Here is a 17172-nt window from a genome sequence, read left to right as displayed (position 1 = left end):
TCCGAAGGGCGGAGGGTGTGGGATTCGAACCCACGAAGACATCGCTGCCTTACCGGTTTTCAAGACCAGCGCCATCGGCCACTAGGCGAACCCTCCCGGGCCGCCACCCGAGGGTGCGCGGCCGTGCCTAGTCTGCCATGACACCGGGTGCGCGGCCCGGCGTCCCTCCCTGACCGGGCGGCATGGCGCCGGAACTGGTCCGAACATCCACAGTGGTCGTCGGGGACCGACCGGGTGCGCCTGCGGCCCGCGGTGCCATCGGGTAAGACTGAGCCCATGCGAGCCATCACCATCCCGAAGCCCGGTGGACCCGACGCGCTGATCTGGGCTGAGGTCCCCGATCCCGAGCCCGGCCCCGACGAGGTGATCGTCGATGTGCGCGCCGCCGGAGTCAATCGCGCGGACCTGCTGCAACGGCAGGGGCACTACCCGCCGCCGCCCGGCGCACCCGATCACCCCGGGCTGGAGTGCTCCGGGGTGATCAGCGCGATCGGTCCCGAGGTGACGGGGTGGGCGATCGGCCAGCAGGTCTGCGCGCTGCTGACCGGCGGCGGGTACGCCGAGCGGGTCGCGGTCCCCGCCGGGCAGTTGCTGCCGGTGCCGGCCGGCGTCGACCTGGTCGACGCCGCCGCGCTGCCCGAGGTGGCCTGCACCGTCTGGTCGAACCTGGTCCCGGTGGGCCGGCTCCGCCCGGGTGACACGCTGCTGGTGCACGGCGGCGGCAGCGGGATCGGCACCTTCGCGATCCAGTTCGGGGCGGCCCTCGACGCCACGATCCTGGTGACCGCTCGGGCCGCCAAGCACCCCCGGCTGCGCGAACTGGGCGCGGCGCACGCCATCGACTACCGGGAACAGGACTTCGTCGAGGAGGTCCGACGAATCACCGACGGCCACGGCGCGGACGTCATCCTCGACATCATGGGCGGGTCCTACCTGGGTCGCAACGTCGCCGCGTTGGCCAGCGGAGGCCGCCTGGTGGTGATCGGGCTACAGGGTGGCCGCAAGGCCGAGCTGGATCTCGGCGCGCTGGTGAGCAAGCGGGCCAGCGTCTCGGCGACGACCCTGCGCGCCCGGCCGCTCACCGAGAAGGCGGAGATCGTCCGGGGCGTACGGGACGAGGTGTGGCCGTTGATCGAAACCGGCAGGATCCGGCCGGTGGTGGACCGGCGGCTGCCGATGACCGAGGCGGCGGAGGCGCACCGGCTGGTCGAGTCGAACGACCACGTCGGCAAGGTGCTGCTCACCATCGGGTGACGTCGGTCACCGGCCGGGGTGGGTGCACGTCAGGCGGACGTGTCGGCCGCCGGCCGGGGCAGCATCAGGCGGGCACCGGGCCCCTCGCCGCCGAGGGCGTCCCCGGGGTTGTTGAGCGTGCAGCGCTGCAGGGACAGGCAGCCGCACCCGATACAGCCGTCCAGGTCGTCGCGGAGCTTGGTGAGCAGCCGGATCCTCTCGTCCAGCCGGCCCCGCCAGCTGGCGGAGAGCCGCGCCCAGTCCTGTGGGCTGGGCGTACGGGCCTCAGGCAGCGAGTCCAGCGCCGCGCGGATCTCGTCCAGCGAGACGCCGACCTGCTGGGAGATCCGGATGAAGGCCACCCGGCGCAGCTCGGCGCGGGCGTACCGGCGCTGGTTGCCGCCGGTCCGGTCGGCGCGGATCAGACCGAGCCGCTCGTAGTAGCGCAGCGCCGACGGCGCCACGCCCGAACGGACGGACAGCTCGCCGATTGTCAGTGAGTCCTGCATCACCCGGTCCTTGAGTTGAAGTGCGCTTCAACTCACAGGCTATCCAGATGATGACGACCACCACCAACGCGGCCACGTCGCCGGTGCCGGCGCCGGTGGCCGGCCCACTGGAGCGGCTACGCGCCGGCCGGGAGTTCGGTGCCAACGTGTACTCGACAATCGATGTGCTCTGGGTGCTCTACGACCGCGTCATACGGATCACTCCGGGCACCGCCGAGGACCCCGAGCGGGACCGGTTCCTGCTCTCCAAGGGGCACGCCGTGGCCGGCTACTACGCGGTGCTCGCCGCCAAGGGCTTCCTCCCCACCGCCTGGCTGGATGAGCAGGGCGGGCCGGCGAGCCCCCTCGGCGACCACCCGGACCGGACCCTGGTGCCGGGGGTGGAGATCGGCTCCGGCTCACTCGGGCACGGTCTCGGCCTGGGCGTGGGCACCGCGCTCGGGCTACGAGCCCAGGGCCTGCTCACCCCCCGGGTGTACGTCCTGCTCGGTGACGCCGAACTGGACGAGGGATCGAACCACGAGGCGATCGCGTACGCCGGTGCCACCGGCCTCGGCAGCCTGACCGCCGTCGTTGTCGACAACCACTCGGCCACCCACGGCTGGCCGGGTGGCGTGGCGGCCCGGTTCACGGTGAACGGCTGGACCGCCAGCACCGTCGACGGACACGACCATGACGCGCTGCACGCCGCCCTCACCGGTCAGCGCCAGGAACGGCCGCACGTCGTCGTCGCGGTCGTCGACACGGAGGAGTGACAATGCGCGACACCTTCACCGCCACCGCCACCGACCTGCTGACCGAGGATCCGCGCACCGCGCTGGTGCTCGCCGACATCTCCGCTGCCGCCTTCGCCCCGGCCGCCGCGCGGCATCCGGACCGTGTGCTCAACGTCGGCATCCGGGAGCAACTGATGGTCGGGGTGGCCGGCGGGCTCGCCCTCACCGGTCTGCGGCCGATCGTGCACAGCTACGCGCCGTTCCTGATCGAGCGGGCGTACGAGCAGATCAAGTTGGATCTGGACCACCAGGACGTGTCCGCGGTGCTGGTCGGCGTCGGCGCCTCGTACGACCGCGCGGCAGCCGGCCGGACGCACCTGTCCCCGGCGGACGTGTCACTGATCGACACCCTGCACGGCTGGACGGTGCACGTCCCGGGTCACCCGGGGGAGGTGCCCGCGCTGCTGCGGGACGCGGTGGCCAGTGACGGCTCGGCGTACCTGCGGCTCTCGGTACTGCAGAACGACCGGCCACGCGGCGGCGACGGCTCGCTCGCGGTGGTGCGTGCCGCCGGCCCCGGGGCCCCGCTGCTGGTGGCGGTCGGACCGGTGCTCGACGCGGCGCTGGACGCGGTCGCCGACCTGCCGGTCACAGTGGCCTACACCCACCGGCCGCGACCGTTCGACACCGCTGGGCTGCGGGCACTGGCGGGAACCGAGGTGATCCTGGTCGAGCCGTACCTGGCCGGCACGTCCAGCCGGGTGGTGTCGGCGGCACTGGCGGACCGGCCACATCGGCTGCTGGCCCTCGGAGTGGGACGGAAGGATCTGCGCCGCTACGGCTCGCCGGAGGACCACAACCGGTGGCACGGGCTGGACAGCGCGGGCCTGCGCCGCTCGGTCGACGCCTTCCTGGCCGGTGCGCTGCTGGCGACCGGCCGCTGAGCGGTCAGCGAGCCGGAGTGGTGGGACGGCGGCGGGCGCGTTCCCGGCCGAGGATCCAGATCGCCTCGACGCCGTCCTTCCAGGTGATCTTCTTGCCCTCTTCCCGGCCACGCGCCCGGTAGCTGATCGGCACCTCGTACGGGCGGATCCGGCGGCGCAGCAGCTTGCCGGTCACCTCGGCCTCCATGCCGAAGCCGCGCGAGCGCACCTCGAGCGACCGGTAGAGCGCCACCGGCATCAGCTTGAAGCAGGTCTCCAGGTCACCGATGTACGAGTTGAACAGCACGTTCGCCGCCATGGTGACGCCCTTGTTGCCCATCACGTACCAGAAGCTGTAGGCGCTGTGGCTGCCGAAGGTGCGATTGCCGTAGACCACTGTGGCGCGCCCGTCGAGCACCGGGTCGAGCAGCTTGGGAATGTCCTGTGGGTCGTACTCGAGGTCGGCGTCGAGGATGACCATGTAGTCACCCTCCGCGCTGTCCACCGCCGTCTTGATGGCCGCGCCCTTGCCGGCGTTGCGCTGGTGGGTGATGACCCGCAGGCGGGCGTCATCGGCGCGACCGAGGATCTCGCCGGTGCCGTCCCGGCTGCCGTCGTCGACCACGACCAGCTCGATCTCGCAGGGATAGTCCACCGCCAGTGCCTGCTTGAGGGCATCCGCGATGCGTTCTTCCTCGTTGTAGACCGGCATGAGGATCGAGAGCTTCACGGAAATCTCCACGGTGGCGACAATACGTCGGGCATAGCCTAGCCTGGCTGGTCGGCCGAACGCCGGCCGTCACCGCCGGGCAGCCAACGTGGCGGGTTCAGCCGGATGGTGTTTACTTCCCGCCATGTCGGCTGCCGACTCCCTGCTCGTGGCGGTTCCTGCCGCCGCGGTGCTCCTGCTCACCGTCGCGACGAGACCGCGCGGGGTCGACGCGGTGGCACCGCTGCGGCTCGCGGTGGTGCGCACCGCAGTGCTCACCGGCACGTACGCGGTGCTCGTCGTCGAGTTGCTCGGCGCGCTGCACGCGCTCACCCGACCGGCGATCGTCGCCGCCTGGCTGCTCTTCCTGGCTGCCGCCGCGACGGCGGCGGGGCTGCGGTGGCGCCAGGTGACCCGGCTCGCGCAGCCAGCCGCCGCGGCACCCCGGCCGGTCGCGGTCGGCGCCGCTGTGCCCGCTGGCACCGGCCCCGAGGCGCCCGCCCCGCCAGCCGACGACAATGGAGCCGGACGTGACCACGCGCCCAGGTGGGTCGGTCGGACTCCCGCCGGCCTGCTCAGTGTCGCGGTCGACGCCTGGCGTACGGCGGGTCGGGGGGAGCGTCTGCTCGCCGGCACGGTCGGCGGGCTGGTCCTGCTGCAGTTGCTTGTCGCGTTGGTGGCCGAGCCGAACAACTTCGACTCGCAGACGTACCACCTGCCCAAGGTCGAGCACTGGGTGGCCCAGGGCGACCTTGACTTCTGGGCCACCGCCATCCACCGGCAGGTGACCATTCCGCCCGGCGCCGAGTATCTGCTGCTGCACCTGCGCCTGCTCACCGGTGGGGACCAGTTGTACAACCTGGTGCAGTGGGCGGCCGGGGTGGTCTGCCTGCTGGTGGCCGCGCGGATCACCGCGCAACTCGGCGGCGGCCGGCGGGCCCAGTTGATCACCGCGTTCGTGCTGGCCAGCACACCGATGGTGGTGCTGCAGGCGACGAGTACGCAGACCGACCTGGTCTGCGCGGCGTGGGTGGCCTGCGCGGCCACAGTGGTGCTGGACGGGCTGCGCCGCCGTACCGGCTGGGGCACAGTGCTCGCGCTCGGCGCCGCCACCGGCCTGACCGCGGTGACCAAGACCAGCGGCCTGATCGCCCTCGGCCCGCTGCTGGTGCTCTGGGGGATGGCCCAGCTCCGGCTGGCCCTGACCGACGGCCGGGCACCGGCCGACGCGACGGCGGTCCGTGGGGTGCGGCGGTCGCGGCCGGCCGGCGGGGTGGCCCGCACCGTCGGCGGTTCGGCGCTGATCCTCCTGGTCGCGGCCCTGGTGGTCGGCCCCTTCCTGGCCCGGGTGACCGCCGAGTTCGGGCATCCGCTGGGGCCACCCCGGTTGCGCGAGTCGATCCCGATGGAACGACACGATCCGCAGTCGATCCTGGTGAACGCGCTGCGGATCGGGCACACCGCGTTCGACACGCCGCTGGCACCGCTGCGCCGGGTCGGCGCCGAGGCGATCATCGACGGGGCGGACCTGATCGGCGTCGACCCGCAGGACCGGGCGATCACCTTCGGCCGGGAGGTCTTTCCGGAGCCCGCCTGGTACCCGGACGAGGACCGGGTGGCGTTCCCGATCGCCGGGGTGCTGGCGCTGATCGGCGCGGCGGTCGCGCTCGTCCGGCCACGCCGGATCGACCCGGGGCAGGCGGGGCAGATGCGCGGGTACGCGGCGGTGGTGCTGGCCACCGTGCTGCTGCACACCGCGATGATCAAGTGGCAACCGTGGGGCAACCGGCTGCTGCTCTACGCCCTGGTGCTCGCCGTACCACTGGCCGGGCTGTGGCTGGACGCGCTCCTCCGCCGCCACTCCGGCGCGGCGGCGGACCGGCGCGGGACCGGCCGGGGGCGGCGGTCGGTGGCCACGGTGGCGGCGGTCACCGTGCTGGCCACCTCGGCGCTGGCCGGGGTGCTCGCGCTGTCGTACGGGTTCCCACGCCGGCTCGTCGGCAGCGGATCGGTGTTCACCACCTCGGACTGGGACACCCGGTTCCTGCGTCGCCCACAGTGGGCCGACGAGTTCCGCTGGGCCGCCGCGGCGGTCCACGACAGCGGTGCGCGCCGGATCGGGCTGGTGGAGCAGAACGACAACTGGGAGTACCCGTGGTGGCTGCTGCTGCGGCAGCCGGACAGGCGGTCACCGGATCTGGTGGCGTTGCAGTCGGTGCTGCCGGAACGCCCGCCGGCCAACCCCACCTCGGTGGACGCGATCGTCTGCACCGGCAGCCAGCCGGCGTGCGCCAAGCTGGTCCCGGCCGGCTGGCGACTGGAGTTCCGCGGCTACGTCGGTTACGCGCTGCCGCCCGGCCGCTGACCGCCCGGCCGCACCGACCGCCGCGAGGCCAGACCACCCCGCGCCCACGCCGCCCGGATCGTCCGATCCGGGCGGTTCTGCATCCCGCGCGCAAGGATCCGAAGCGTATTCACATCCGTTGATCAGCACGTTACCGTCTGGTAACTCAATCGACGTCCCGCGATTGAGCCGAAAGGAGTGCGTCGATGCCTGCTACCCCCGCCAGGCCCGAACGCGCGACCCGACGACGGGCCCTCACCGTCGCCGTCGCCGTCGCCGCTCTCGTCCTGCCGATGCTCGCCGGACCGGCCGCCCCCGCGACCGCCGCCGACCGGCCGACCGTCCAGCCACTCCCCGCCAACCTGGAGGCCATCCGGGCCGCCGAGGCGACCGCCCTCTACGGCGCCCCGGCCATCCGCCCGATCGAGCAACGCCGCACGGCGCTGATCACCATGGGTGACAGCGAGATCTCCGGTGAGGGGGTCGGCAACTACGTCCCCGGCACGCACCAGCCCGGAAACTGGTGCGACCGCTCGTACGACCAGGCGCTGTTCCGCACCGGCATCCCCTCGGACGCGCAGTACAACCTGGCCTGCTCCGGTGGCACCCCGTGGAACCTGATCGCCGGCGGACCGACCCAGCACAACGAGCTGAACCAGGGCGACTACCTGGGAATCAAGGCGCGCAACACGCACGTGAAGCTCATCTGGGTGGTCGTCGGCGCGAACGGCGACGGCACCATCCAGTTCGGCCCGGTCGCCACCGACTGCGCGATCAGCCGGGTCTTCTTCCAGGGCCCCTGCTACCCGCGCTACACCGACCAGTGGACGATCCGCACCGACGGCAGTCGTCAGGCCGTGGTCGACGCGCTCAACGACATCCGGCAGACCATGACCAACGCCGGCTACCTGCGCTCGGACTACGAGCTGGTGCTCATGTCGTACCCGAGCCCGGGCAGCCCGGACGTGGAGGACAACCCGAACTTCCCCGGCTGGTACTCCGGCGGCTGCCTGCTCTACCTGGCCGACGCGGCGTTCGCCCGGAACAAGGCCGTGCCGATGTTCGAGTCGGCGCTGCGCGCCGCGGCCACCCAGACCGGCACCCGCTACCTGGATGCCAGCCGGCTCTTCCACGGCCACGAGGTGTGCACGGACAACACGTCGGTCCGCGGCCTCTACATCGAGTTGGGCATCTGGGACGAAAACGCCGCCCGGCAGTCGTTCCACCCCAACGCCCGCGGGCACGGCATGTTCGCCCAGTGCATCACCCAGTTCTGGAACTCGGGGCAGCAGCGGGCCAGCTGTGTCGACCCGGCCAGCACCGGCAGCGGCGTGCTCTACCCGGGGTTGCTGGAGTTCAAGCAGCTGCGCAACCTGGCCACCGGCACCTGTGTCGACGGCAAGGGATACGACTCCCGCAACGGCACCGTCCAGCAGCCGTACACCTGCCACGGTGGACGTAACCAGGGCTTCTGGTACGACCCGGGCCGGCGGTCGCTGCACTCCGAGCTCTCCCACGACCGGTGCCTCGACATCGCGAACGGGTCGCTGAGCTCCGGTACCGCTGTCAACATCTACGACTGCAACGGGACCCCGGCCCAGCAGTTCGTCTTCGCCGGCAACCAGATCAAGCCGGCCGGCGCCAGCAACCTCTGCGTCGCGTTCGACAACCCGTGGCTGGGCAGTCCCCGGCTGCGGTTGGCCGGCTGCTCCACCAGCACCCGGCAGCAGTGGTCGTTCGAGCCCCGGACCGCCGCCAACCCGGTCGGCTACGGTCACGACGACTTCATCGGCTCCCGCGTCTACTGAGCTGCGAAAGGAAGGGCCCCTTATTAACGCCTGGCGTTAATAAGGGGCCCTTCCTTTCGCGCGGCGCTTACTTGGCGCGGGGGACGAGGACCAGGCGGGCCACGTTCTTGTCGCCGTCCTTCGCGCCGGCGACGCCGAGCGTCGTACCGACCTTCACGTCGCTCGCCTGCACGGTGGCGCGCCGCTCGACGACCCGCAGGTCGTCACCGAAGGTCCACGTCATGGTGAAGCCGTCGGTGGACTTCACGGTCATCGAGTCGCCGTCGATCGCGGTCACCTCGCCGCGCTGCACGGCGACCGTCTTCGTACCGCCGTCCCTGGTCTGCACCACCGCCTCACCGTGCAGGGTGTTCCTGCGCAGCAGCACCCGGGCCTGGCGGCGCTTGCGCCACTCCTCGCCGCGCTTCTGCCGGGCCTTCTCCTGGGCGCTGGGCGAAGCACCGGGCGTGGCCGACCCGCCGGTGGCCGGCGCGGCGACGGCCTGCACGTCCAGATCGTTGGCGTCGAAGCCCATGGCGGCCAGCGCCTGGCCCTCCACACCCATCGCCGCGGCGACCTCCACCGCGGCCTCCCGGGCGGGTTGGCTGGCCACCTCGGCCGCTCCGCAGCCGCTGATGCCGAGCGCGACCGCCGCGAGCAGTGACGTGGTGACTGCGGCAGATCCCCAACGTGGCATGACTCTCCCTCTCGTCCGTGGAGCCCTCAGCCTGCCCGGCGACGACGAGCGGAGCATCAGGCCGATGTTCGGGTCTGGTAAGGATCACCGGGCAGCCGGACCGTGAATGCGGCGCCGCCCTCCGGCGCGTGACCCGCGACGATCTCGCCACCCAGCCGGCGGACCAGCCCGGCGGCCAGTGCCAGCCCCAGCCCGCTGCCCACCTTGCGCACCCCCCGGTAACGCTGGTGCAGCGCACCCCGCTCGAACGCCACCGCCAGGTCGTCGTCGGTGAAGCCGGGCCCGCCGTCGCGGACCTCCAGCACGCCGCCGGCGGCCGGGTCCGCGCCGGCTGCCCGGACCGCGAGCACCACAGGCGCCCCCGGGGGTACGACCCGCAGCGCGTTCTCCAGCAGCCCGTCCACCACCTGCCGGATCCGCCCCGGATCGGTGTACACCGGCACCGGCACCCCGGGCATCTCCAATCGGAATGGCACTCCGACCGCCGTACACCGGTCGGACCAGGTCGCTTCGGTGTCGACGGCCAGCCGGGCCAGGTCCACCGGCACCGGTTCCAGCGGGAAGTCGGCGGCCTCCAGCCGGGCCAACGCCAGCAGGTCGCCGATCAACCGGTCCAGGTGCTGCGCCTCGGCCAGCATCGTCCGGCCGGTGCCAGCCGTACCGTCCGCGCCGATCACCCCGTCGGCCAGCGCCTCGGCGTACCCTCGGATCGCGGTCAACGGAGTCCTCAGCTCGTGCGAGACGGAGAGCAGGAACTCCCGCTGCCGGCCCTCGCTGGTGGCCAGCGCGGCGGCCAACCCGTTCAACGCCTCGGCCAGGTCGGCGACCTCGTCCGGCGGCTCGACCGGCACCCGGACCGCGCGGTCCCCGGCGCGCAGGCGGGCGGCGGCGGTGGCCGCGACGCGAATCGGCCGGGCCAACCAGCGGGCCAGCAGCAGCCCGGCCACCACGCCGGCGGCGAGCCCGGCCAGCAGCGGTAGCCAGAGGCTGAGCAGCACCTGCCGCCACAGCCCGGTCGTCGAGGCGCGGGAAAGCACGACCCCGTTGCCGCCGGGCAGCGCCCGGCCCTCGACCAGTGCGCGCCTGCCGTTGACCGGGCGACGGGCCGACACGTTGCGGCCCTGCTCGATCCGCTGCACCACCCGGGGCGGCAGGCCCGGCCGGTCGACGGCCCCCCGCCGGATCAGGTACGCGTCGATGCCCTGGGCGCGCAGTTGCTGGATGAGCCGCTCCTCGTCGGCGGTACGACCCCGGTCGAGACGGGTCCGCAGCACCTCGGCGGCGAGTCGGGCCTGCGCGGCCAGCGCCTCCTGATCGCGTCGCTCCGCGCCCCGGATCGCCAGCGGCACCGCGACGATCGCTGTGACCAGCACCGACACCAGCGCCACGGCACAGGTGACCAGCACCGCCCGCGCGGTCAGCGTCCGACCGAATCGGCTGGGCCGGGGTGCGGTCGGGGGTTGGGCGCCGACCACCGGCAGCGCCATCGTCGGCGCCTCGGGTCGGGCCGTGGGCTGCCGCCGACCGGGATGGTCAGGCATCTGCCGCGTACCCCACGCCCCGGTGCGTCCGGATCACGCTGGCCGGGCCGAGCTTCGCCCGCACCTGAGCGACGTGCACGTCGACCGTGCGGGTGCCGGCGTGTGCGGCGTAGCCCCACACGCCGGCCAGCAACTCCTCCCGGGTGAAGACCCGCCCGGGTCGGGCCATCAGGTGGGCCAGCAGGTCGAACTCGGTGGAGGTGAGCTGCACCGGGGCGCCGGCGGCGGTGACCGTCCGACGGGCGGGGTCGAGCGTCACCGGACCGACGACGCGCGGCTGGTCGGCACCCGCCGGGCCGCCACCGGAGCGGCGCAGCACCGCGCGCACCCGGGCGACCAGCTCGCGGGGGCTGAACGGCTTGGTGACGTAGTCGTCGGCGCCCAACTCCAGGCCGACGATCCGGTCCACCTCGTCGTCCCGGGCGGTGAGGAAGATGACCGGCGTCCAGTCGCCGCCCGCGCGCAGCCGGCGGCAGATCTCCGTGCCGGGCAGCCCGGGCAGGGCGATGTCCAGGACGCAGGCCACCGGACGCAGCCGGCGGGCGACGGCCAGGCCGGCCTCGCCGTCCCGTTCCAGGTGTACGCCGAACCCGTCGCGGGTGAGGTAGAGCCGGACCAGGTCGGCGATGGCCGGCTCGTCCTCGACCACGAGGACGAGCCCGCGGTGCGGCGGTTCGACTGTCACCGGCCCATGATTGCCGACCCGGTGCGCTCGGCGCGATCGGCGCGTGTTCGAGTTCGGTAAAGGCGGGGCGCAGGGCCGCCGCGAGCGGTGGGGCGGTGGGGCGTCAGTGCGCCGCGACGGGTCGGAACACGCTGGGCCGCGCGGCGGCCGGAACCTCGCCGATGGTGGCGACGATCCGCTCACGGGGAGTACGCAGACGAGTCCGGAAGGCGTGGTTGAGAAGCGCGTCGAGCTGCCACACCCGCTTCGGGTGGGTGGTGCGGATCAGGAACCGCTCGCGGATCCCATCGATGGCGGTGGCGGCCAGCTCGACCGAGTGCAGCCGCGGGTCGGGGCTCCAGGTGACGTTGCTCAGCTCGCGCAGCTCGGTGTTGAGATGCAGGCGCAGCCGGTGCAGCAGCCGGGTCTGCTGGGTCACCACCAGCCGACGGTGGGTGAGCAGCAGCAGGTAGTCGCCGGTGACCGGACGGTCCGGGCGGCTGCAGCGGGTGACCAGGATGGTGGCGTCACCGGAGCCGACGCAGCGCCGGAAGACCGGCATGTGCCGGTTCAGGGTCTGCACGGCCAGGCCAGCCTCGGCGGCGGCCGGGAGGAACGTTCGGGAGAAGACGTCCATGACCTGCCCAACGACCTCTTCGAGGGAGGTGACGTGGGTCACGGCGGTTTTTTGGAAGTTCCACGCGGCGCGTCGCACCGCCTGTCCGACTTCCGAGCGGTACGGGTTGTGGCAGGCAGCGGGTCAGAGTGGGCTGGGCTCGAACAGCTCGCCGAGCCAGCCGGGGACCGCGTCGGCGTACTCGGCCCGAGCCGGGTCGGCGGTGTCCAGAGCCCGCCGCCAGGAGAGCGACCGGCTGACCGCGCCCAGGTTCATCGCCAGGCCAGCGGCCTCGACCAGGGTCCGACGGTCGTACCGGTCGGTCCACGCCTCCAGGTAACCGTCGCGCAGCCGGGCCAGCCGGGCGTCGTCGGCAGCCAGGTCGGTGGCGTACCGGATGGAGCGCAGGGTCACCAGCAGCGTGCCGAACGGGTGCGCCACCGAGGCGTCACCCCAGTCGAAGTAGCGGTACCCGTCCGGGCCGGCGAACACGTTGCCGTCGTGCAGGTCGTCGTGCTGCACGGTGGCCGGGATGCCGATGTCGGCGAGCCGGCGGCACCGCTCGGCGTACGCCGGCAACTCGGCCCGCAGCCGCTCGTACGTCTCCGGGCTGAGCCCGTCCTCGTCGCCGATCCGCAGCGACTCTCGATCGTCGAGCAGCTCGGCGAGCAGCCCGGCGAGCGCCTCGGGACGGTGGTCCGGCACGCCGAGGGCGATCAGTTCCCCGGCCCGTGGCGCGGTGGCCAGTTGGAGCGCGGCGTAACCGGGCAGCGCCCGCTCCCAGTGCGTCAGGTCCGGGTCCCGGCCCAGCACGTCCCGCAGCGACTCGCCGCCGTCGGGCAGCAGCGACCATCCCCGAGCCGGGTCCACCGCGATCGGTGCGAGCACCCGCTCGGGCGCCAGCCCGGCCAGCGCCGCGATCAGGACGGCCTCGTGCACGGTGCCCGGGTTGTTGGCCTTGAACCAGACCGGCCCACCGTCGGTGGGCACCCGCCACACCAGCGACCACGGGCGCACCCGCGGCTCCACCGGCCCGGTCACCCGCCGGCCGGCCTGACTCAGCTGCGTATCCACCCAGGAACGGGCCCGCACCTGCCACTGCTCTCGGGACCAGTCGGGCGCGCGTTCACCGGCGATCGTCGTCACAGTGCGCACCCTAGGCGGCCGGGCCGGGGCGGGGCGACGCCTTTTCCGGTAACGACCGGGGCTGGAGTCAGAGCAGCTCGACGATTGTGGCGTTGGCCATGCCGCCACCCTCGCACATGGTCTGCAGGCCGTAGCGGATCCCGTTGTCCCGCATGTGCTGGAGCATCGTGGTCATGATCCGGGCGCCGGAGCCGCCGAGCGGATGGCCGAGGGCGATCGCCCCGCCGCGGGGGTTGAGCCGCTCCGGGTCCGCCTCGGTCTCCGCCAACCAGGCCAGCGGCACCGGGGCGAACGCCTCGTTCACCTCGTACACACCGATCTCCTCGATGCCCAACCCCGCGCGGCGCAGCGCCTTCGCGGTGGCCGGGATGGGTGCGGTGAGCATGGTGACCGGGTCGTCGGCGGCGACCACGGCGGTGTGGATCCGGGCCAGCGGGCGCAGCCCGTGCCGGCTGGCCCACTCGCCGGTGGTGACCGCGAGGGCCGCCGCGCCGTCGGAGATCTGGGACGCGGACCCCGCGGTCACCACCCCGTCGGCGCGGAACGGGGTGGCCAGTTCGCCGAGCTTCTCCAGCGAGGTGTCCCGGCGGATGCCCTCGTCGGCGGCGAACTTGCCGCCGTCGGCGAGCGGCACCGGCGCGAGTTCCGGGTCGAACGCGCCAGCGTCCTGTGCGGCGGCCGCCTTCTCGTGGCTGGCCAGCGCGAACTCGTCGAGCTGGGTACGCGAGAAGCGCCACCTCCGGGCGATCAACTCGGCCCCGACCCCCTGGTTGAACGGCAGCGCCGCGTCATCGGCGAAGCCCTCCACGCCCCGGTAGCGGTCCCGCAGCTGGTCGCTGAACGGCATGCCACCGCCCACACTGGAGCCCATCGGCACCCGGGTCATCGACTCCACCCCGCCGGCGACCACCAGATCGGCCTGGCCGGAGAGGACCGTCGCGGCGGCGAAGTGCAGCGCCTGTTGGCTGGAGCCGCACTGCCGGTCCAGCGTGGTGCCGGGCACGGACTCGGGCCACCCGGCGGCGAGCACGCCGTTGCGGGCGATGTTCCAGGACTGCTCGCCGACCTGGGACACGCAGCCCCAGAAGACGTCGTCGACCAGCGCGGCGTCGAGCCCGGTGCGCTCGGCGAGGGCGCGCAGCACGTGTGCTGAGAGGTCGACCGGGTGGACGCCGGCGAGGCTGCCCTTGCGCCGCCCGACCGGAGTGCGTACCGCGCCGACGATGACCGCGTCACTCATGTTTACTCCCGGGTAACTTGGGCTGTCCCGATCCTACGTCGTCCACGGACCGGTCGTCCTCCCCCGGTCCGGCCCGCCCGCGAACGGGTGCCGGCACGGTCCCCCGGGCGGACGCTGGCATGCTGGCCGGATGGATGCCGAAGCTTTCCCGGTCCGGCAGTGGCGGGTGCCGGTGGGCGTACCGCTGGCGAAGGTGGCCGGCGCGGTCGTCCTGGTGGCGCTCGGCCTGCTCCTCGCCGAAGGCGACCCGGTGCAGCTGACGCTGATCGGGCTGGTCGCCGCCGGCCTTGTCGGCTGGGCGCTGCGTGACCTGCTGGCGCCGGTCCGGCTCGCCCTCGACCCGGCCGGCGTGATCGTCGCCCAGGGTTTCGCCGGTCGCCGGCTGCTGCCCTGGGCCATGGTCGAGCGGATCACCGTGGACCGTCGGCCCCGGCTCGGTCTGACCACCGAGCTGCTGGAGATCGACGCCGGGGAATCGCTGCACCTGTTCGGCCGGTACGACCTGGGGGCCGCCCCGGACGAGGTGGCCGAGACGCTGCGGGCCGCCCGCCCGGCGTGACCGCCCGGCGCCCGGCGCGATTGCCCGGCGCCGCCGTTGGTCCGGGCGCTCAGGCCAGCAGCTGCGCGGTACGGAACAGGACCAGGCCGAGCAGTATCAGCAGGATGATCGCGCCGCCGGCGACCTGCACCAGCGTGCGCCGACCGCGCGGCGCGTACGCGAGCACCAGGGCCATCGCCCCACCGACCACCAGGCCACCCAGGTGCCCCGGGATGGAGATGCCCGGCACGGTAAGCGTGAACACCAGGTTGATCACCAGGATCGGGATCACCTGGGAGATGTCCCGGCCCAGCTTGCGTTCGATGATGATGAGCGCGGCGAAGAGGCCGAAGACGGCTGTGGACGCGCCGGCGGTGGCCGAGTTCTGGGCGCTGAACAGGTAGGCGGCGACGTTGCCGCCGAGACCCGCGACCAGATAGAGCGCGCCGAAGCGCAGCGGCCCGAGGTTGGCCTCCAGCGACCGGCCGAGCACCCACAGCGCCCACATGTTGAGCAGCAGGTGGATCACGCCGTAGTGCAGGAACATCGCGGTGACCAGCCGGTACCACTCGCCGTCGGCGATCCCACCGAGCGTGCCGTCGGGGAAGACCGCCAGCCCGAGCACCGAGCCCCAGTTGGTCAGCGGCGTGCTGCCACCCATCAGACCGCCGAAGCCGGAGCCGCCCACCGCCGCGTCCCCACCGCGATCGGAGGCGATGGAGAGCAGCATGAGCAGCACGTTCAGCGCGATCAGCGCCTTGGTGACGTAGCCGTGCCGGCCGGCGGTACCGCCACCGAAGGCGGTACGCGCCGGCCGGACGCTGCGACGTCCCTCGTTGACGCACTCCGGGCACTGGTGCCCGACGGACGCCTCCCGCATGCAGTCCGGGCAGATCGGCCGGTCGCAGCGGGAGCACCGGACGTAGGTCTCCCGGCCGGGGTGCCGGTAGCAGACCGGGGTGGTCGGCGGAGACTCGCTCACCGGGCCGACCCTCCGTCCGCCACCGCGCGGTCCACCGACGCCAGCCGGTGCGGTGCTCCGGAGCGCTCAATCATGCGAGCAAAGGTACCTCGCCTGTCGATCAGGCAGCGGACCGCTCGATCTCGACCCGCTCGATGACGACGTCCTGCAGCGGACGGTCGCTCGGGCCGGTCGGGGTGTTCGCGATCGCGTCCACGACCTTCACCGACTGCTCGTCGGCCACCTGGCCGAAGATGGTGTGCCGGTTGTTGAGGTGCGGCGTCGGGGACACGGTGATGAAGAACTGCGAACCGTTGGTGCCCGGTCCGGCGTTCGCCATCGCCAGCAGGTACGGCCGGTCGAAGCGCAGCTCCGGGTGGAACTCGTCGGCGAACTTGTAGCCCGGCCCGCCCCGACCGGTGCCGGTCGGGTCGCCCATCTGGACCATGAAGCCGCTGATCACCCGGTGCGAGATGGTGCCGTCGTAGTACGGACCGCTGCCCGGCTGACCGGTGCGCGGGTCGGTGTACTCCCGGTTGCCCTCGGCCAGGTCGATGAAGTTGCGAACCGTCTTCGGCGCGTGGTTGGGGAAGAGCTCCAGCCGGATCGGGCCAGCGTTGGTGTGCAAGGTGGCGTAGACAGCCTCGGCCACGGGTACTCCTCACTCGTTGGTCAGTTCCATGCGGATCCTCCCATGTGCCCGATCTGGCATCGCGGAGGCATCCGAAGGTGGAGGATGACGAAGGAACAACTCCCAGGAGGTGGGACCGTGTTTGGAATCGGGCGGCGTAAGTCCGAGGGGCAGCTGGCCAGGGCCGAGCTGAACCAGAGCATCAGCCACCTGGTGCAGGCAGCCAACCACGCCGCCAAGGGCGCGGGCGCGACGGTCGGTCCACGGGTCCAGATGGCCCGCGGCTACGTCGAGCCGGCCGCGGCGAGAGTGCGCGACCGTGCCTCGACCGGCTGGGGGACGACACTCACCACGCTGGCACCGCTGGCCGCGGCCGCCCGTGACGGCGCCGCGCAGGCGGGGCCGCTCACCAGGAAGGCCAGGTCGAAGAACATGCGGATCACCGCCAAGAAGAAGCAGCCGCGCCGTCGCGGATCGATGATGACCGGGCTGCTCGCAGCGGGTGCCATCGTCGGGTTGGCTGGCGCGGTCGCCCTGCGCCGCCGCCGCGAGCAGCAGGAGTGGGCCGAGTACGACCCGACCCGCACCCTGGAGCCGATGCGCGACGAGGTGGATTCGATCGAGGTACGGACTCCGGCCGCGACCAAGGGGACCGACGGGTCCACCATGGCCGGGATGACCGGCGCCGGTAGTTCGGCGGTGGCCGGTGGCGACAGCGCCAGCACCACCGGTGCCGCCAAGCCGTCCAGCGTCCGCCCGACCGACAAGGTCCCTTCGGTCGCCGAGGGCGCCAAGGACACGTCCGGGCGTCCGGCCGACGACCTCACCAAGGCGCTGGGCAAGGACACCGCCCGCACCAACGGCCGCCGCTGACCGAGCGGAAGCGCATCGAGCGCCGGCGACGCGGGTTTCCCGCG

At 72.8% G+C, this 17172-nt stretch carries 17 protein-coding genes and 1 tRNA gene; 7 read left to right on the top strand and 11 right to left on the bottom strand.

Annotated elements, in window-relative coordinates:
• Positions 1-9: 9 nt before the first annotated feature.
• A tRNA-Ser gene (locus GA0070607_RS13415) sits at positions 10-96 on the bottom strand.
• A 180-nt stretch (positions 97-276) separates the two neighbouring features.
• Here GA0070607_RS13415 and GA0070607_RS13410 point away from each other — a divergent pair.
• The gene (locus tag GA0070607_RS13410) at positions 277-1254 is read left to right on the top strand and encodes an NAD(P)H-quinone oxidoreductase (protein ID WP_089018518.1); all 978 of its coding nucleotides are present in this window, start codon (positions 277-279) and stop codon (positions 1252-1254) included.
• A gap of 29 nt (positions 1255-1283) precedes the next feature.
• Here GA0070607_RS13410 and soxR read toward each other — a convergent pair whose 3' ends face one another.
• Entirely contained in the window at positions 1284-1742 is a 459-nt protein-coding gene (gene soxR, locus GA0070607_RS13405; RefSeq protein WP_089018517.1) for a redox-sensitive transcriptional activator SoxR, read from the bottom strand.
• Positions 1743-1789: 47 nt separating this feature from the next.
• On the opposite strand from soxR, the gene GA0070607_RS13400 reads away from it, so the two are divergent.
• Both GA0070607_RS13400 and GA0070607_RS13395 read left to right on the top strand, forming a co-directional pair.
• Entirely contained in the window at positions 1790-2497 is a 708-nt protein-coding gene (locus GA0070607_RS13400) for a transketolase (protein WP_172899026.1), read from the top strand.
• A gap of 2 nt (positions 2498-2499) precedes the next feature.
• Positions 2500-3402: a transketolase family protein gene (locus tag GA0070607_RS13395; RefSeq protein WP_089018516.1), complete on the top strand. Its 903-nt coding sequence runs from the start codon at positions 2500-2502 to the stop codon at positions 3400-3402.
• A 4-nt stretch (positions 3403-3406) separates the two neighbouring features.
• Here GA0070607_RS13395 and GA0070607_RS13390 read toward each other — a convergent pair whose 3' ends face one another.
• Positions 3407-4111 carry a glycosyltransferase family 2 protein gene (locus GA0070607_RS13390; protein WP_089018515.1) on the bottom strand — a complete coding sequence of 235 codons (705 nt, stop codon included), beginning with the start codon at positions 4109-4111 and terminating at the stop codon, positions 3407-3409.
• Positions 4112-4235: 124 nt separating this feature from the next.
• Here GA0070607_RS13390 and GA0070607_RS13385 point away from each other — a divergent pair, with 124 nt between their 5' ends.
• Together GA0070607_RS13385 and GA0070607_RS13380 are read left to right on the top strand one after the other, a co-directional pair.
• On the top strand, positions 4236-6455 hold the full coding sequence (locus tag GA0070607_RS13385; RefSeq protein WP_089018514.1) for a glycosyltransferase family 39 protein: 2220 nt from the start codon (positions 4236-4238) through the stop codon (positions 6453-6455).
• A gap of 185 nt (positions 6456-6640) precedes the next feature.
• Positions 6641-8242: a ricin-type beta-trefoil lectin domain protein gene (locus tag GA0070607_RS13380; protein WP_089018513.1), complete on the top strand. Its 1602-nt coding sequence runs from the start codon at positions 6641-6643 to the stop codon at positions 8240-8242.
• A 67-nt stretch (positions 8243-8309) separates the two neighbouring features.
• Here GA0070607_RS13380 and GA0070607_RS13375 read toward each other — a convergent pair whose 3' ends face one another.
• From GA0070607_RS13375 to GA0070607_RS13350, 6 genes are all read right to left on the bottom strand, one after another.
• Positions 8310-8918: a hypothetical protein gene (locus tag GA0070607_RS13375; RefSeq protein ID WP_089018512.1), complete on the bottom strand. Its 609-nt coding sequence runs from the start codon at positions 8916-8918 to the stop codon at positions 8310-8312.
• A 56-nt stretch (positions 8919-8974) separates the two neighbouring features.
• Positions 8975-10405 carry a sensor histidine kinase gene (locus tag GA0070607_RS13370; protein WP_089018511.1) on the bottom strand — a complete coding sequence of 477 codons (1431 nt, stop codon included), beginning with the start codon at positions 10403-10405 and terminating at the stop codon, positions 8975-8977.
• Positions 10406-10451: 46 nt separating this feature from the next.
• Positions 10452-11144 (bottom strand): response regulator transcription factor, encoded by a 693-nt coding sequence (locus tag GA0070607_RS13365; RefSeq protein ID WP_089018510.1) that lies wholly within the window; start codon positions 11142-11144, stop codon positions 10452-10454.
• Between the two features lie 103 nt (positions 11145-11247).
• A complete protein-coding gene (locus GA0070607_RS13360; RefSeq protein ID WP_089021827.1) occupies positions 11248-11760 on the bottom strand; it encodes a hypothetical protein in 513 nt (170 codons plus the stop codon).
• Between the two features lie 123 nt (positions 11761-11883).
• Complete coding sequence (locus GA0070607_RS13355) at positions 11884-12885, bottom strand: aminoglycoside phosphotransferase family protein (protein ID WP_089018509.1); 1002 nt, start codon at positions 12883-12885, stop codon at positions 11884-11886.
• 67 nt (positions 12886-12952) lie between these two features.
• Complete coding sequence (locus GA0070607_RS13350) at positions 12953-14125, bottom strand: thiolase family protein (protein WP_089018508.1); 1173 nt, start codon at positions 14123-14125, stop codon at positions 12953-12955.
• A gap of 130 nt (positions 14126-14255) precedes the next feature.
• Here GA0070607_RS13350 and GA0070607_RS13345 point away from each other — a divergent pair, with 130 nt between their 5' ends.
• Complete coding sequence (locus GA0070607_RS13345; protein WP_089018507.1) at positions 14256-14684, top strand: PH domain-containing protein; 429 nt, start codon at positions 14256-14258, stop codon at positions 14682-14684.
• 49 nt (positions 14685-14733) lie between these two features.
• Here the strand turns inward: GA0070607_RS13345 and GA0070607_RS13340 are convergent, their stop codons facing one another.
• Both GA0070607_RS13340 and GA0070607_RS13335 read right to left on the bottom strand, forming a co-directional pair.
• A complete protein-coding gene (locus tag GA0070607_RS13340; protein WP_089018506.1) occupies positions 14734-15645 on the bottom strand; it encodes a rhomboid family intramembrane serine protease in 912 nt (303 codons plus the stop codon).
• Positions 15646-15745: 100 nt separating this feature from the next.
• Positions 15746-16276: a peptidylprolyl isomerase gene (locus GA0070607_RS13335; protein WP_074315380.1), complete on the bottom strand. Its 531-nt coding sequence runs from the start codon at positions 16274-16276 to the stop codon at positions 15746-15748.
• Between the two features lie 84 nt (positions 16277-16360).
• Between GA0070607_RS13335 and GA0070607_RS13330 the strand changes: the two genes are divergently transcribed.
• Complete coding sequence (locus tag GA0070607_RS13330; RefSeq protein WP_089018505.1) at positions 16361-17128, top strand: hypothetical protein; 768 nt, start codon at positions 16361-16363, stop codon at positions 17126-17128.
• Positions 17129-17172: the final 44 nt, after the last annotated feature.

The organism is Micromonospora coriariae (genome assembly GCF_900091455.1).
In the GTDB taxonomy this organism is placed as follows: Bacteria; Actinomycetota; Actinomycetes; order Mycobacteriales; family Micromonosporaceae; genus Micromonospora; species Micromonospora coriariae.
Note: the sequence above shows the minus strand (reverse complement) of the source record. Positions and strands in the feature narration are given on the sequence as shown.

Coding starts and splice junctions, on each gene's coding strand:
- GA0070607_RS13410 (WP_089018518.1), top strand. CDS start 277: ATGCGAGCCATCACCATCCCGAAGCCCGGTGGACCCGACGCGCTGATC.
- soxR (WP_089018517.1), bottom strand. CDS start 1,742: ATGCAGGACTCACTGACAATCGGCGAGCTGTCCGTCCGTTCGGGCGTG.
- GA0070607_RS13400 (WP_172899026.1), top strand. CDS start 1,790: ATGATGACGACCACCACCAACGCGGCCACGTCGCCGGTGCCGGCGCCG.
- GA0070607_RS13395 (WP_089018516.1), top strand. CDS start 2,500: ATGCGCGACACCTTCACCGCCACCGCCACCGACCTGCTGACCGAGGAT.
- GA0070607_RS13385 (WP_089018514.1), top strand. CDS start 4,236: ATGTCGGCTGCCGACTCCCTGCTCGTGGCGGTTCCTGCCGCCGCGGTG.
- GA0070607_RS13380 (WP_089018513.1), top strand. CDS start 6,641: ATGCCTGCTACCCCCGCCAGGCCCGAACGCGCGACCCGACGACGGGCC.
- GA0070607_RS13375 (WP_089018512.1), bottom strand. CDS start 8,918: ATGCCACGTTGGGGATCTGCCGCAGTCACCACGTCACTGCTCGCGGCG.
- GA0070607_RS13370 (WP_089018511.1), bottom strand. CDS start 10,405: ATGGCGCTGCCGGTGGTCGGCGCCCAACCCCCGACCGCACCCCGGCCC.
- GA0070607_RS13360 (WP_089021827.1), bottom strand. CDS start 11,760: ATGGACGTCTTCTCCCGAACGTTCCTCCCGGCCGCCGCCGAGGCTGGC.
- GA0070607_RS13350 (WP_089018508.1), bottom strand. CDS start 14,125: ATGAGTGACGCGGTCATCGTCGGCGCGGTACGCACTCCGGTCGGGCGG.
- GA0070607_RS13345 (WP_089018507.1), top strand. CDS start 14,256: ATGGATGCCGAAGCTTTCCCGGTCCGGCAGTGGCGGGTGCCGGTGGGC.
- GA0070607_RS13330 (WP_089018505.1), top strand. CDS start 16,361: ATGACGAAGGAACAACTCCCAGGAGGTGGGACCGTGTTTGGAATCGGG.